We start from the raw sequence: 14682 nt of genomic DNA on the forward strand, positions 1-14682 counted from the left end.
CTGTTGTGTGCGGACGGGGGTCAGTCGAGCAGGGCGATCGCCGTCGGGGCGTCCGCTCCGCGGGCGGCGAGCTCCTCGAACTCGACCACGTTGTCGATCTCGGTCCCCATGGAGATGTTGGTGACCTTCTCCAGGATCACCTCCACCACCACGGGCACCTGGTGCTCCTCCAGGAGGGCGTTGGCCTGGCCGAAGGCCTCCCGCAGCTTCTCGGGATCGGTCACGCGCAGGGCCTTGCAGCCCAGGCCCTCCACGACCTTCAGGTGGTCCACCCCGTAGCCCTGGGTCTCCGGGGAGTTGATGTTCTCGAAGGCCAGGGAGACGTTCTGCTCCATCTTGAACCCTCTCTGGGACTGACGGATCAGGCCCAGGTAGGAATTGTTCACCACCACGTGGATGTAGGGAAGGTTGAACTGCGCCCCGACGGCCAGCTCCTCGATCATGAACTGGAAGTCGTAGTCACCGGAGAGCGCCACGACGGTGGCCTCGGGCTTGCCCCGGACGACGCCGAGGGCGGCGGGCCCCGTCCAGCCCAGGGGGCCCGCCTGACCGGCGTTGATCCACTGACGCGGGCCGTGCACGTGCAGGAACTGGCCGCCGGCGATCTGGGAGAGACCGATCGTGGAGACGTAGGTGACGTCCGTGCCGAAGGCGGAGTTCATCTCCTCGTAGACGCGCTGCGGCTTGACCGGGACCTGCGTGAAGTGCGTCTTGCGCTGCATCGAGCCCTTGCGCTGGGCGCAGTCCTTGACCCACACGGACCAGTCCGGCACGGCGAACCGCTCCTTCCGCTCCCGGGCGACCTCGAGGAGGATCTCCAGGGCCGCGCCGGCGTCGGAGACGATGCCGAGGTCGGGGGAGAAGACACGCCCGATCTGGGTGGGCTCGATGTCGATGTGCACGAACGTGCGGCCCCTGGTGTACGTGTCCAGGCCGCCGGTGTGCCGGTTGGCCCACCGGTTGCCGATGCCCAGCACGAAGTCGGACTCCAGGAACGTCGCGTTGCCGTAGCGGTGGGAGGTCTGCAACCCCACCATGCCCGCCATCAGCGGGTGGTCGTCCGGGATGGCGCCCCAGCCCATGAGGGTCGGGATCACGGGCACGTCCAGCAGCTCGGCGAGCTCGACCAGCTGCGCCGAGGCATCGGCGTTGATGATGCCGCCGCCGGCCACGATGAGCGGACGCTGCGCGGAGGAGAGCATGTCCAGGACCTTCTCGGCCTGCGCGCGCGTCGCTGCGGGGCGGTGCACTGCCAGGGGCTCGTAGACGTCGATGTCGAACTCGATCTCGGCGAGCTGGACGTCCAGGGGGAGATCCAGCAGCACCGGACCGGGCCGGCCCGAACGCATGAGGTAGAAGGCCTTCTGGAACGCCCCGGGCACCTGGCCCGGCTCCAGCACCGTCATGGCCATCTTGGTGACCGGCGCGGCGATCGACGAGATGTCCACGGCCTGGAAGTCCTCCTTGTGCAGCTTGGCCACGGGGGCCTGGCCGGTGATGCACAGGATCGGGACGGAGTCCGCCCACGCGGCGTAGAGGCCGGTGATCATGTCGGTGCCCGCGGGGCCGGACGTGCCCACGCAGATCCCGATGTTGCCGGGGGCGGCGCGGGTGTAGCCGTCGGCCATGTGCGAGGCGCCCTCGACGTGCCGGGCGAGGGTGTGCCGGATGCCGCCGTGGGCGCGCATCGCCGAGTAGAACGGGTTGATGGCGGCGCCGGGCAGGCCGAAGGCCTCGGTGGCGCCCTCCTTCTCGAGGATGGCGACGACGGCGTCGACCGTGCGCATTCTGGCCATGGTGAACTCCTTGGAAGCAGGACCCGGGATCGGGTCGGGAAGCGGTGGGTGGGGCGGGTCAGCGGCCGGAGCGGCCGGAGAGCTCCTCGACGAGCTTGAAGAGACCCGAGTGGTCGAGTCCGCCGTCACCCTTGTTGACGGTGGCGGCCACGAGCTGGGCGACGATCGCGCCGAGCGGCACGGCCACGCCGGCCTCCCGGGCGGCGGAGGTCACGATGCCCATGTCCTTGTGGTGCAGCTGCAGCCGGAAGCCGGGGTCGAAGTTGCGGTCCAGCATCTTCTGGCCCTTCTGGTCCAGGACCTTGGAGCCGGCCAGGCCGCCCCCGAGGACCTTCAGCGCGGCGTCCGTGTCCACGCCGTAGGCCTCGAGGAAGACGACGGCCTCCGCGAGCAGCTGGATGTTGCCGGCCACGATCAGCTGGTTGGCGGCCTTGACGGTCTGCCCGGAGCCGGCGGGGCCCACGTGCACGATGGTCCTGCCGACGGCCTCGAGCACCGGGCGGGCGGCCTCGAAGTCCGCGGCCTCGCCGCCGACCATGATCGACAGCGCGGCGTCGATCGCGCCCTGCTCGCCGCCGGAGACCGGTGCGTCCAGCGGGCGCAGGCCGTGCTCGACGGCCTCCTGGGACAGGCGTGCGGCGACGTCCGGACGGATGGAGCTCGCGTCGATCCAGACGGTGCCCTGCGGGGCGTGGGCGAAGACGCCGTCCTCCCCGGTCACGACGCCCTCGACGTCCGGCGAGTCCGGGACCATCGTGATCACGACGTCGGCGTTCTCCACCGACTCGGCCACGCTGGACGCGCCCTTGCCGCCGGCCTCGACGAGCTGGTCGATCTTGTCCTGGGAGCGGTTGAAGCCGACGACGTCGTAGCCGGCCTTGACGAGGTTCTTGGCCATGGGCAGGCCCATGATGCCGAGTCCGATGACGGTGACGTTGGTCATGGTGGGAGTCCTCACTGTGGGGGCCCGTGCGGTGCGTGCGACGGGCGGTGGTGGCAGGAGCGGGGGAGGAGGGGCGTCAGGCGCCGGCGCGGGCGGCGGACCACGCCGAGGTCCAGGCGAAGGGGTCCTGCTGCGACGCCTTGTACTCGAGGCCCACGTAGCCGGAGTAGCCGAGCTCCCGGCTGCGCTCGACCCACTGCTGGAGCGGGAGCTCGCCGGTGCCGGGCTCGTTGCGGCCGGGGGCGTCGGCGATCTGGATGTGGCCGAAGTCCGCGGCGTGCTTCTCGATGACCGCGGCGACGTCGTCGCCGTTGACCGACAGGTGGTAGAAGTCGGCGAGCAGCCTGATGTTGTCCGCGCCGGCCTGCTGGACCTTCGCGATGACGTCGAGGGCGTCCTGGGCGGTCTTCAGGGGGTAGGCCTCGGTGCCGGAGACGGGTTCCAGCAGCACGGTCCCGCCGATCCGGGCCACGCCCTCCGCGGCGGCCACGAGGTTGCGCACCGCCAGCTCGTCCTGGGCCTCCGGGGAGTGCTCGGGCCGGCGGTTGCCGTAGAGGGCGTTGAAGGCCCTGCACCCGGTGCGCTCGCCGATCGCGGCGACCACGGCCACGTTGTCCTTGAACTCGTCGCAGCGGCCCTTCCAGGACACGAGTCCCCGGTCCCCGCCCGGCATGTCGCCGGCGTTGAAGTTCAGCCCGCTCAGCTGCACCCCCGCGTCCCGGATCGCGCCCACGAAGGCGTCGACGTCGCGGTCCGCGGGCACGGACTCGGCGAAGGGCCACCAGAACTCGACCGCGTCGAAGCCGGCGGCCTTCGCCGCAGCCGGCCGCTCGAGCAGGGGCAGGTCGGTGAGAAGGATGGAGCAGTTCACGGTGTAGGACATCGGGATCCTCCTGGTTCGGACGGGACCACCACAGATTTCGGGATGTGGAAGTCAACTTCTGTCTTGTGAAACAGCGTACGGTTCCCTGTGACGCAGGTCAATCCCTGTTTGGAATAAGTATTTCGTGATGTGGAAATCGAGACGCGTGGTCCGATGGCATGGAAGAACCCCGTGCCGCCGCGGTGGCAGGGCGGCACGGGGTCCGGTCGGTGGGGACGGGGTCGCCGTCCGGTCAGCGCAGCTTCATCTGCCGGTTGACGTCCTTGTAGAGGAGGTACCGGAAGCGGCCGGGCCCGCCCGCGTAGCAGGCCTGGGGGCAGAACGCCCGCAGCCACATGAAGTCGCCGGCCTCCACCTCGACCCAGTCCTGGTTGAGCCGGTAGACGGCCTTGCCCTCGAGGACGTAGAGCCCGTGCTCCATGACGTGGGTCTCGGCGAAGGGGATCACCGCCCCCGGCTCGAAGGTCACGATCGTCACGTGCATGTCGTACCGGACGTCGTCCGGGTCCACGAAGCGGGTGGTCGCCCACTTGCCGTCGGTCCCCGGCATGGCCGTCGGCTCGACCTCCTGCTCGTTGGTGACGAACGGCTCCGGCACCTCGATGCCCTGCACGTACTCGTAGGCCTTGCGGATCCAGTGCAGACGGGCGGGCTCGCCGCCGCGGTTGCGCACGGTCCACTCGCACTCCGGCGGGAGGAACGCGTAGCCGCCGGGGGAGAGCTCGTGCTCCTCCCCGTCGACGGTCAGGACGAGCGCACCCTCCATGAGGAAGAGCACGCCCTCCACGCCGGACTCCGTCTCGGGCCGGTCGCTGCCGCCGCCGGGGCCGACCTCCACGATGTACTGCGAGAAGGTCTCCGCGAAGCCGGACAGGGGCCGCGCGAGCACCCAGACCCGGGTGTCCTCCCAGAACGGGAGTCGGCTGGTGACGATGTCCCGCATGGTCCCGCGCGGGATCACCGCGTAGGCCTCCGTGAACATCGCCCGGTCCGTGAGCAGCTGGGTCTGGTCGGGGTGGCCGCCGTGCGGTGCGTGGTAGGTGGTCTCGGTCATCTGAAGTCGCCTCCGGTGGTCGATGCGGCCGGTGCCGCGGCCTTGGGGTGGGCCAGGGAGAAGAGCTCGTGCTCGCCGATGCCGGCGCTCTGCTCGAGCTCCTCCCCGGAGATCGCGCCGCACAGCACGCCGCGGTGGACGAAGCGGGCCAGGGCGCGAGCCGTGGCGGGCTCGTCCATGATCTCCGACTCGATGCCGTGCACGTAGTTCTTCAGCCGCAGCGCCGCCGGGGGGAAGCCCTCGCGGTAGAAGAAGTACGTGGCGAGGTAGCGGGTGGGCAGCTGGTGCGCGTGCAGGTCCCAGCCCTGGTAGTAGCCCCGCTCCAGGGAGCGGCGCACCAGGCGGGCGTGCAGCCGCCAGGCGGCCAGCTTCTGCTGCTCGTTCCCGGTGGGCAGGATGTTCGTGGAGCCGTCGGAGAGCCGCACCCCGGTGCCGGCCACGGCGACCTGCATGACGGCCTTGGCGTGGTCGGCGGCCGGGTGCTCCATGGACTGGTACTGAGCGGCGATCTGCAGGGAGTCGGAGTAGTCGTAGGTCCCGTAGTGCAGGGCCTCGACCCGTCCGTCCGTCCGGTGGAGCATCGCCGGGATGGGGCAGGCGCCGTCGGCTCCCAGGATCATCGGGGCGGTCTCCATCTGCACCTCGAAGCGCAGCCGCCCGGCGGGCAGACCGAGTCCCGCCTCGAGCTGTTCGCAGGCCTCGACCATGACGTCGACCTGCTCCGGGGTGCTCACCTTGGGCAGGGTGAGCACAAGGCCGCGGGGGAGGCCGTCCTCGCTGTGCCCGGCCTCCCGCAGTCCGCCCTCGTGCACCAGGGTGGTGACGAACAGGTCGAGCGTGCGCAGCCCGCGGTCCCGGGTGGCGGCCTCGAAGCACTTGAAACGGATCCCGATGTACGGCGGCGCGGTGCCCTCCCGGACGGCCAGGGCCACGGTGTGCGCCGCGCGCACGGCCCACTCGTCCTCCTCCTCGTCCCCGCGGTCGCCGAAGCCGTCCTCGAAGTCCAGACGGACGTCCTCGATGGGCTCGGTGGCGAGCTTGTGCTCGACCGCTCGGACCACCCGGTCGACCAGGCCGGGGTCGGCACCCTCGGGAGCGACCTGCGCCGCGAGGGAGGCAGCTCCGAGCCCGGCCACGGCCTCGGCGGCGCGCTCTCCCCACTGCCGGGCGGTCGCCGGGGTGAAGCTGTCGGCGGGGAGGTAGACGGTGTGCACCGGCTGGCGTGTCCCCGGGTCCCCCGGATAGGACCGCCGGAGCAGCTCGTCGGTGCCGGCCAGCCGCTCGGCGGCGCGCTGCCGGAAGGCCGTGCCCAGCGTCCCGGCGCCCTGGACGTCGGCGCTCACTTCGTGGCCACCCGGTCGCGGTCGGACTGCTCGAGCAGCTCGTAGGCGGGCAGGGTGAGGAAGTCGACGTAGTCCTCGCCCAGCACCAGGTCGGCGATCAGGGCGGCCGCGGGCTCGAAGTGCGCCTCGTAGGACTCCTGGTCGACCTCGCCGCGAAGAACCTCCTTCTGCCGCTGGAGCTCCTCGGCGACGAGCTCACGGGTCGCGGTGTTGCCGGTGTCCTCGTAGACCACGCCGTTGCGGATCTGCTGCCAGATCTGCGAGCGGGAGATCTCGGCGGTGGCTGCGTCCTCCATGAGGTTGTGGATGGCCACGGCTCCGTTGCCGGACAGCCACACCGCGGTGTAGCGGATCGCCACGTAGAGGTTGGCCGCGAGCTCCTGCTGGGTGCTCACCCGCCCGGCGCTGGCGACATCGAGCAGCTGCTCGGCGCTCACCTGCACGTCCTCGCGCAGCCGGTCCACCTGGTTGGGCCGCTCGCCGAGGACCCGGTCGAAGACCTCATGGCAGGTGGGCACCAGGTCCGGGTGGGCCACCCAGGACCCGTCGAAGCCGTCCTCGGCCTCGCGGGTCTTGTCCGCGCGCACCTTGGCGAACGCGGCCTCGGTGGCCTCCTGGTCCCGGCGGTTCGGGATGACGGCGGCCATGCCGCCCATCGCGAAGGCGCCGCGGCGGTGGCAGGTCCGCACGAGCAGCTCGGTGTAGGCGCGCATCAGCGGGGCGGTCATGGTGATGGTGGAGCGGTCCGCCAGGACGAACTTCTCACCGGCGTCCCGGAAGTACTTGATGATGCTGAACAGGTAGTCCCAGCGCCCTGCGTTGAGCCCGGAGGCGTGCTCGCGCAGCTCCCAGAGGATCTCTTCCATCTGGAAGGCCGCGGGGATCGTCTCGATGAGCACGGTCGCCCGGATCGTGCCGTGCTCGATGCCCAGGTGCTCCTCGGCGAACGTGAACACGTCGTTCCACAGCCGGGCCTCGAGGTGGGACTCCAGCTTCGGCAGGTAGTAGTACGGTCCGTGCCCGTTGGCCAGCAGGAGCTTCGCGGTGTGGAAGAAGTGCAGGCCGAAGTCCACGAGCGCGCCGGAGGCCGGCTGCCCGTCCACGGTGACGTTGTGCTCGGGCAGGTGCCAGCCGCGTGGCCGGGTGACGACCACGGCGAGCGGGACGTCCTGGCGCAGCGCGTACTGCTTGCCCTCCGGGGACGTGAAGCTCAGGGTGCCCCGGGCGGCGTCGCGCAGGTTGAGGACGCCGTCCACCTGGTTGTGCCACGTGGGGCTCGAGGCGTCCTCGAGGTCGGCGAGCCAGACCTTGGCCCCGGAGTTCAGCGCGTTGATCGCCATCTTGGCCGGCGAGGCGGGCCCGGTCATCTCGACCCGGCGGTCCTGCAGGGCCGGCGGCGCCGGGGCGACCGTCCAGTCCCCCTCGCGGATCTCCCGGGTCTCCGGGAGGAAGTCGAGGGTGCCGGTCTCGGCGGCCCGGCGGCGGTTCTGCTCCCGGGCGCCGAGCAGCTCGGCGCGGCGGTCGGCGAAGTTCTGGTGCAGGGCCTCCACGAAGGAGAGGGCCTCGGCGGTGAGGATCTCGCTCGCGCGGTCCAGGCCGGCTGGGGTGGTGAACTCGATGGCCATGGTGGTCTCCGTTCGGTGCTGGGTTCGGTGGGCGTCGCGGCCCGTGGTGCGGACTCGGTGCCGCGCTGCTAGCGGGCGGCCACCGGCGCGAGCTGGCGGGTGTCCTGCTGGGCCGCCTGCTGCACGGCCTCGGCCACGGCCGGTGCCACGTGCTGGTCGAAGACACTGGGGACGATGTAGCTCGCGTTGAGCTCGTCCTCGGCCACGCAGTCCGCGATGGCCTGCGCGGCGGCGACCAGCATGTCGGTGGTGATGTCGGATGCCCCGGCGTCGAGCAGGCCGCGGAACAGGCCCGGGAAGGCCAGGACGTTGTTGATCTGGTTCGGGAAGTCCGAGCGGCCGGTCGCGACCACCGCGGCGTGCTCCGCGGCGACGCCCGGATCGATCTCGGGGTCGGGGTTGGCCATGGCGAAGACGATCGCGCGGTCGTTCATGGCGGCCACATCGGCCCCGTCGAGCAGGTCGGGGGCGGAGACGCCGATGAAGACGTCGCTGCCCACCACGGCCTCCTTGAGCGAGCCGGAGAACCCGGTCTCGTTGGTGTTCTCGGCGATCCACTGCCGGTGCGGGTCGTCGTAGCTCTCCCCGCGGTGGATGGCGCCCTTGCGGGAGCAGGCAATGATGTCCTGCACCCCCTGGGCCTTGAGCAGCTGGATGATGGCGTGCCCTGCGGCGCCCACCCCGGAGACCACGACCTTGACGTCGCCGATCTGCTTGTCCACCACGCGCAGGGCGTTGAACAGCGCTGCCAGGGCCACGATCGCGGTGCCGTGCTGGTCGTCGTGGAAGACGGGGATGTCGAGCTCCTCGCGGAGCCGGGCCTCGATCTCGAAGCAGCGCGGGGCCGCGATGTCCTCGAGGTTGATCCCGCCGTAGACGGGGGCCATGGCCTTGACGATCCGCACGATCTCGTCGGTGTCCGTCGTGTCGAGGCAGACCGGCCAGGCGTCCACGCCGGCGAACGCCTTGAACAGGGCGGCCTTGCCCTCCATGACCGGCAGGGCGGCGGCGGGGCCGATGTCGCCCAGGCCGAGCACCGCGGTGCCGTCGGTGACCACGGCCACCGTGTTGCGCTTGATCGTCAGCCGCCGGGCGTCCTCGGGGTTGCCGTGGATGGCCATGCACACCCGGGCCACGCCGGGGGTGTAGGCGCGGGAGAGGTCGTCACGGTTGCGCAGCGAGACGCGGGGGGTGACCTCGATCTTGCCGCCGAGGTGGATCAGGAACGTGCGGTCGCTGATCTTGCGCACCCGGACTCCGTCGAGCGCCTCGAGGGAGTCGCGCACCTCGTCGCGGTGGGATGCGTCGGAGACGTTGCAGCTGACGTCGACGACGACGTGGTCTGCGTGGGACTCCACGATGTCGAGGGCGGTCACGGCCGCGCCGGCCCGAGCGGCCGCGGTGGCGAGCTCGCTGGTGACGGTGAGGCCGGCCGGGGCCTGTACACGCAGGATCATCGAGTAGCCGGGACTGGGCGTGGCCATGGTTCCTCCAAGAGCGGTGGTGCGACCATTTCAGTCGCATTGTGGAATGAAACTTTCGTATTATGGATATTATGGGAGTCGGCCGAGGTTGGCAAGGAACTTTCGTGACACCTGTCACGGGGCCGGCCGCCGAGATCTCGCCCGCCGCACGAGGCGGCCGGGCCGTACCGACGGGAGATGGCCATGACCACGACGACCACACGAGCCGGTTCGGGCGGTGTGCAATCGGTGGAGCGCGTTTTCGAGCTTCTCGAGGTGATCACCGCGGCCGGTGGGGACATGTCGCTGAGCGAGCTCTCCGCCGCCGTGAAGCTCCCACTGCCCACCATCCACCGGCTGCTGCGCACGCTGGTGCCCTCCGGCTACGTCCGCCAGCTCCCCAACCGGAACTATGCGCTGGGCCCGAGGCTGATCCTGCTGGGGGAGGCCGCCGGGCGCCAGTTCGGTTCGGCGGCCCGCACGCGGCTGGACGAGCTGGTGACCGAGCTCGGTGAGTCGGCGAACATGGCCGTGCTCGACGGCCAGGAGGTCGTCTACATCGCCCAGGCCCAGCCCAACCGGTCCATGCGCATGTTCACGGAGGTGGGCCGCCGGGCCGACACCCACGACACCGGTGTGGGCAAGGCCATGCTCGCCACCCTGCCGGACGAACGGGTCCGCGCCATCGTGGGCGCGGCGGGGATGTCCACGCCCACTCCCAAGAGCATCGGGACCCTCGAGGAGCTCTTCGCGGACCTCGACCGGATTCGGGAGCGCGGCTACGCGATCGACGACGAGGAGACCGAGCTCGGGGTGCGCTGCTACGCGATGGCGGTGCCCGGCGCCCCCACGCCCACGGCCATCTCCGTGTCGGGACCCGTGTCCCGGGTGGACGAGGACTTCGGCCGCCGGGCCGTGCCCGTGCTGCGCCGGGCCGTCGAGGCGATCGCGGCGGAGCTGATGCCCGGCTCGGCCTGAGACCCGCACGCACCGGCTGCGCCCGCTGCCCCTCGTGAGGGCGGCGGGCGCAGCCGTCGGGTGCCCGGTCCGTGCGGGTCAGGCGTCGCCGCCTGCGATGCCGGTGGTGCCGGCGGTGACCTCGTCCAGGCGGTAGCGCTCGAACGCCCGGGCCGGGGCACCGGCATCCGCCTCCCCGCGGTCGGCGAGCATCTGCAGCGCCCGCACCACGATGGAGTGCACGTCCGTCCGGAACCAGCGCCGGGCCGCGGCGCGGGTGTCGGAGAACCCGAAGTCGTCGGCGCCCAGGGTCGCGAAGTCGTTCGGCAGGTACTGCCGGATGCGGTCCGGCAGCTCCGAGACGAAGTCCGTGGAGGCGATGACGGGACCCTCCGCCCCGGCGAGCTGCTGGGCCACGAACGGCACCCGGCGCGGTGCCCCCGGGGTGCGGAACGCGTCCCGCTCGGCGGCCAGGCCGTCGCGGCGCAGCTCGTTCCAGGAGGTCACCGACCACACGTCGGCGGAGACCCCCCAGTCCTCGGCCAGCACCTGCTGGGCCTGCAGGACCCACGGCACCGACACGCCCGAGCCGAGCAGCTGGACCTTCGGCCCGGGGCGCTCGGAGCGGGCGACCCGGTGGATGCCGCGCACGATGCCCTCGACGTCCACGTCCTCCGGCTCGGCCGGCTGCTGGTACGGCTCGTTGTAGACCGTCAGGTAGTACATGACGTTCGGGTCCGCCGAGTCCGGGCCGTACATCTGCTCCAGCCCGTGCCGGACGATGTGGGCGATCTCGTAGCCGTAGGCCGGGTCGTAGCTGCGCACGGCCGGGTTCGTGCCCGCGAGCACGGGGGAGTGGCCGTCGGCGTGCTGGAGGCCCTCACCGGTGAGCGTGGTGCGCCCGGCGGTGGCCCCGATGATGAACCCGCGGGTCATCTGGTCTGCGGCGGCCCAGAAGGAGTCGCCGGTGCGCTGGAAGCCGAACATCGAGTAGAAGATGTAGACCGGCACCATGGGCTCGCCCTGGGTGGCGTAGGAGGTGCCGGCGGCGGTGAAGGCCGCGACGGCGCCGGCCTCGTTGATCCCCGGGTGGAGCAGGACGCCCTGCGGGGACTCCTTGTAGGCGAGCATGAGCTCGCGGTCCACGGAGAGGTAGTTCTGCCCGTTGGGGTTGTAGATCTTCGCCGTGGGGAAGAACGAGTCCATGCCGAAGGTCCGGGCTTCGTCGGGCACGATGGGCACGATCCGGTGGCCGAAGTCCTTGCTCCGCATCAGGTCCCGCAGCACGCGCACGAAGGCCATGGTGGTGGCCGCCATCTGCTTGCCGGAGCCCTTCTTGGCCGAGCGGTAGGCGTCGGCGCCGGGCAGCGCTACGGGGGCGTGCCCGGCCCGGCGGGAGGGCAGGCCGCCGCCCAGCTCCCGGCGCCGGGCCAGCAGGTACTGGATCTCCGGGGCGTCGGGGCCCGGGTGGTAGTACGGGGCGCCGTAGAGGTCGTCGTCGATCTGCTCGTCGGTGACCGGGATGCGCAGGTGGTCCCGGAAGGCCTTGAGGTCCTCCAGGGTCAGCTTCTTCATCTGGTGGGTCGCGTTGCGCGCCTCGAAGGAGGCGCCCAGGCCGTAGCCCTTCACCGTCATCGCGAGCACCACCGTCGGCTTGCCGCGGAACTCGGTGGCGGCACGGTAGGCCGCGTAGACCTTCCGGTAGTCGTGGCCCCCGCGCTTGAGGGCCCAGATCTCGTCGTCGGGCATGTCCGCGACGAGTTCCTTGGTCGTGGTGGACCGGCCGAAGAAGTGGTCGCGGACGAACCCGCCGGACTCCGCCTTGAAGGTCTGGTAGTCCCCGTCGAGGGTCTCGTTCATGATCCGCACGAGCTCGCCCGTCGTGTCGGCCGCCAGAAGCGGGTCCCACTCCCGTCCCCAGAGGACCTTCACGACATTCCAGCCGGCGCCCCGGAAGAAGGCCTCCAGCTCCTGGACGATCTTGCCGTTGCCGCGCACCGGCCCGTCCAGGCGCTGCAGGTTGCAGTTGATCACGAAGTTGAGGTTGTCCAGCTTCTCGTTGGCGGCCAGCTGCAGCAGTCCGCGCGACTCCGGCTCGTCCATCTCGCCGTCGCCGAGGAACGCCCACACCTGCTGGTCGGAGGTGTCCTTGATCCCGCGGTGGTGCAGGTAGCGGTTGAACTGGGCCTGGTAGATCGCGTTCATCGGGCCGATGCCCATGGACACGGTCGGGAACTGCCAGAAGTCGGGCATGGACCGCGGGTGCGGATAGGACGGGATGCCGTCGTTGCCCTTGGACTTCTCCTGGCGGAACCCGTTGAGCTGATCCTCGGTGAGCCGTCCCTCCAGGAACGCCCGGGCGTACATGCCCGGGGAGGCGTGGCCCTGGAAGAAGACCTGGTCCCCGCCGCCGGGATGGTCGGGGCCGCGGAAGAAGTGGTTGAAGCCGACCTCGTAGAGGGTGGCCGCGCCGGCGTAGGTGGAGATGTGCCCGCCCACGCCGATCTCGGGGCGCTGGGCCCGGTGCACCATCACGGCGGCGTTCCAGCGCAGCCAGCGGCGGTAGGTGCGCTCGATCTCCTCGTCACCGGGGAACTCCGGCTCCTGGTCCACGGGAATCGTGTTCACGTAGTCCGTGGTGACCATCGGCGCGGCCGGGCCCGCGGACCCGGGCCGTGGTGCCGACGACCGCAGGAGGTACTGCGTCCGCTCCCGCACCTGCTTCTCGACGAGGTCCTCGAACGAACCCAGCCACTGCGCGGCTGCGGCCGATGTGCTGTCCGGGGCGTCGGGAGTCGGCCGGTCGCGGTGTTCAACCATGTGCTCAGGGGTCACGTCAACTCTTTCTCAGTGGTCATGGGTGGAGAAAGTCATGGGTGGAGAAAGTCAGGGGTGCGGGAGAGGCACGTCCGACCGGCCTCCCGCGGCGCCGGGATCTCCGGCGCCGCGGAAGACCGGTGGAGGTTCGCCGGCGGATCAGTGCGCGGACGAGCCGCCGGAGCCGTCCTGGGGCTTGCAGACCCTGGTGTCGATGATCTCGCCGGCGGCGGTGATGACGGGAACCTCGTTGCCGTCGCAGTCCACGAGCTTGCCGTTCCGGACGGTGTCGCCCTCCTGCAGGTGGTTCTGCAGGTGCTCGAGGCTCTCGTAGCGCACGGCGCGCACCGGGGCGTTGGCGAAGACGGAGCCCGTGCCCCTCGGCGGGTTGCCGGCGCGGAACTCGTTGAACAGGATGTTCAGCAGGATCGCCATCACGGCCGCCGAGCTGATGCCGGAGTGGAAGATCGTCTCGAACCAGGCCGGGAAGTTGGCGTAGACCTCGGGAACGGCGATCGGCAGCATGCCGAACCCGAGGGAGGTGGCCACGATGATCAGGTTGGCGCCGTTGCCGAAGTCCACCTTCGCCAGGGTGCGGATGCCGGAGGCGGCCACGCTGCCGAAGAGCACGATGCCGGCCCCGCCGAGCACGGGCGGCGGGACCGCCGCGACGACCCGGCCGAGGACCGGCAGCAGGCCCAGGGTCACGAGGATGAAGCCGCCGGCGGTGACCACGTAGCGGCTCTTGACTCCGGTGATGGCCACGAGCCCCACGTTCTGGGCGAAGGCGCTCTGGGTGAAGCCGTTGAAGAGGGGCGCCAGGGCGGAGGAGGCCATGTCCGCGCGGAGGCCATCGGCGATGCGCTTCTTGCCGACCTTCGTGTCGACGATCTCGCCGACCGCGATGATGTCGGCGGTGGTCTCGGTGAGCGTCACGAGGATGACGATGAACATCGAGAGGATGGCCGCCACCTCGAACACGGGAGGGCCGAAGGCCAGCGGCTGGGGAACGGCGAAGAAGTCACCGGTGAGCACCTGGCTGAAGTCCGCCATCCCCAGCGCCGCGGCAGCGGCCGTGCCGAGCACCAGGCCGATGAGGATGGAGAGCCGGGAGATGGCGGCGCTGCCCAGCTTGGAGAGCAGCATGATGATCAGCAGGGTCAGACCGGCCAGCCCGAGGTTGCCGACCGAGCCGTAGTCGGGGGACTGCGCGTTGCCGCCCATGGCCCAGCGGGCGGCCACCGGGAACAGCGTGAGGCCGATGGCGGTGATCACCACGCCGGTGACGACCGGCGGGAAGAAGCGGATGATGCTCACGAAGAACGGGGTGATGAGGAAGCCGATGACGGAGGCGACGATGACGGCGCCGAACACGGCCTGGATGCCGCCGCCGCCCTGGACGATGGCGGTCATGGTGGCCACGCCGGCGAAGGACGTGCCCTGCACGAGCGGCAGCTGCGAGCCGAAGAACTTGAGGCCCCAGGACTGCAGGATCGTGGCGAGGCCGCCCACGAAGAGGGAGGCCGCGATGAGCAGGCCCTGCTCCTGGGGCGTCATGCCGGCGACGCCGCCGATGATGAGGGGCGGCGCGATGATGCCGCCGTACATGGTGAGCACGTGCTGCAGGCCGTAGCCGAGGCTGGCGCCCGCGCCGAGATACTCGTCCTCCGGGCGGGTGCGGGTGGTGGTGGGCGGCTCGGCGGTGCGTGACCTGGCCATGGTGTTCTCCTAGGGATCCTGGTGACGGGAGAGACCCGGTGCCGGCGTCGGGACGGAACCGGGGCGGAGCGAGGAGGTGGAG

Annotated in this window: 10 protein-coding genes; 1 reads left to right on the plus strand and 9 read right to left on the minus strand. The window is 70.8% G+C overall.

Going from position 1 to position 14682, the window contains the following annotated elements:
• Window positions 1-20 precede the first annotated feature (20 nt).
• From gcl to Q0817_RS07430, 7 genes are all read right to left on the minus strand, one after another.
• A complete protein-coding gene (gene gcl / locus Q0817_RS07400) occupies window positions 21-1796 on the minus strand; it encodes a glyoxylate carboligase (protein WP_298585519.1) in 1776 nt (591 codons plus the stop codon).
• Between the two features lie 58 nt (window positions 1797-1854).
• Window positions 1855-2739, minus strand: a complete 885-nt coding sequence (locus Q0817_RS07405) for a 2-hydroxy-3-oxopropionate reductase (protein WP_298585520.1) — start codon at window positions 2737-2739, stop codon at window positions 1855-1857.
• A gap of 76 nt (window positions 2740-2815) precedes the next feature.
• Window positions 2816-3622, minus strand: a complete 807-nt coding sequence (locus Q0817_RS07410; RefSeq protein WP_298585521.1) for a hydroxypyruvate isomerase family protein — start codon at window positions 3620-3622, stop codon at window positions 2816-2818.
• 232 nt (window positions 3623-3854) lie between these two features.
• Complete coding sequence (locus tag Q0817_RS07415; RefSeq protein WP_058873134.1) at window positions 3855-4676, minus strand: bifunctional allantoicase/(S)-ureidoglycine aminohydrolase; 822 nt, start codon at window positions 4674-4676, stop codon at window positions 3855-3857.
• Window positions 4673-5989 carry a DUF6986 family protein gene (locus Q0817_RS07420; protein ID WP_298585602.1) on the minus strand — a complete coding sequence of 439 codons (1317 nt, stop codon included), beginning with the start codon at window positions 5987-5989 and terminating at the stop codon, window positions 4673-4675. The genes Q0817_RS07415 and Q0817_RS07420 overlap by 4 nt, the downstream gene beginning before the upstream one ends.
• A gap of 26 nt (window positions 5990-6015) precedes the next feature.
• Entirely contained in the window at window positions 6016-7644 is a 1629-nt protein-coding gene (aceB, locus tag Q0817_RS07425) for a malate synthase A (RefSeq protein ID WP_298585522.1), read from the minus strand.
• Window positions 7645-7712: 68 nt separating this feature from the next.
• Window positions 7713-9128 (minus strand): NAD-dependent malic enzyme, encoded by a 1416-nt coding sequence (locus tag Q0817_RS07430; RefSeq protein WP_298585523.1) that lies wholly within the window; start codon window positions 9126-9128, stop codon window positions 7713-7715.
• A gap of 183 nt (window positions 9129-9311) precedes the next feature.
• On the opposite strand from Q0817_RS07430, the gene Q0817_RS07435 reads away from it, so the two are divergent.
• The gene (locus tag Q0817_RS07435) at window positions 9312-10085 is read left to right on the plus strand and encodes an IclR family transcriptional regulator (RefSeq protein ID WP_298585524.1); all 774 of its coding nucleotides are present in this window, start codon (window positions 9312-9314) and stop codon (window positions 10083-10085) included.
• A 78-nt stretch (window positions 10086-10163) separates the two neighbouring features.
• Here Q0817_RS07435 and aceE read toward each other — a convergent pair whose 3' ends face one another.
• A complete protein-coding gene (aceE, locus tag Q0817_RS07440; protein ID WP_298585603.1) occupies window positions 10164-12884 on the minus strand; it encodes a pyruvate dehydrogenase (acetyl-transferring), homodimeric type in 2721 nt (906 codons plus the stop codon).
• A 156-nt stretch (window positions 12885-13040) separates the two neighbouring features.
• Window positions 13041-14600, minus strand: a complete 1560-nt coding sequence (locus Q0817_RS07445) for a nucleobase:cation symporter-2 family protein (RefSeq protein ID WP_298585525.1) — start codon at window positions 14598-14600, stop codon at window positions 13041-13043.
• Between the last annotated feature and the right edge of the window lie 82 nt (window positions 14601-14682).

The sequence above is a fragment of the uncultured Kocuria sp. genome, assembly GCF_947500125.1.
Taxonomy (GTDB): domain Bacteria; phylum Actinomycetota; class Actinomycetes; order Actinomycetales; family Micrococcaceae; genus Kocuria.

What these genes read in the sequence shown, in the direction of transcription:
- Q0817_RS07405 (WP_298585520.1), bottom strand. Translation starts at nt 2,739, where the DNA reads ATGACCAACGTCACCGTCATCGGACTCGGCATCATGGGCCTGCCCATG.
- Q0817_RS07445 (WP_298585525.1), bottom strand. Translation starts at nt 14,600, where the DNA reads ATGGCCAGGTCACGCACCGCCGAGCCGCCCACCACCACCCGCACCCGC.
- Q0817_RS07410 (WP_298585521.1), bottom strand. Translation starts at nt 3,622, where the DNA reads ATGTCCTACACCGTGAACTGCTCCATCCTTCTCACCGACCTGCCCCTG.
- aceB (WP_298585522.1), bottom strand. Translation starts at nt 7,644, where the DNA reads ATGGCCATCGAGTTCACCACCCCAGCCGGCCTGGACCGCGCGAGCGAG.
- gcl (WP_298585519.1), bottom strand. Translation starts at nt 1,796, where the DNA reads ATGGCCAGAATGCGCACGGTCGACGCCGTCGTCGCCATCCTCGAGAAG.
- Q0817_RS07435 (WP_298585524.1), top strand. Translation starts at nt 9,312, where the DNA reads ATGACCACGACGACCACACGAGCCGGTTCGGGCGGTGTGCAATCGGTG.
- Q0817_RS07415 (WP_058873134.1), bottom strand. Translation starts at nt 4,676, where the DNA reads ATGACCGAGACCACCTACCACGCACCGCACGGCGGCCACCCCGACCAG.
- aceE (WP_298585603.1), bottom strand. Translation starts at nt 12,884, where the DNA reads ATGGTTGAACACCGCGACCGGCCGACTCCCGACGCCCCGGACAGCACA.
- Q0817_RS07430 (WP_298585523.1), bottom strand. Translation starts at nt 9,128, where the DNA reads ATGGCCACGCCCAGTCCCGGCTACTCGATGATCCTGCGTGTACAGGCC.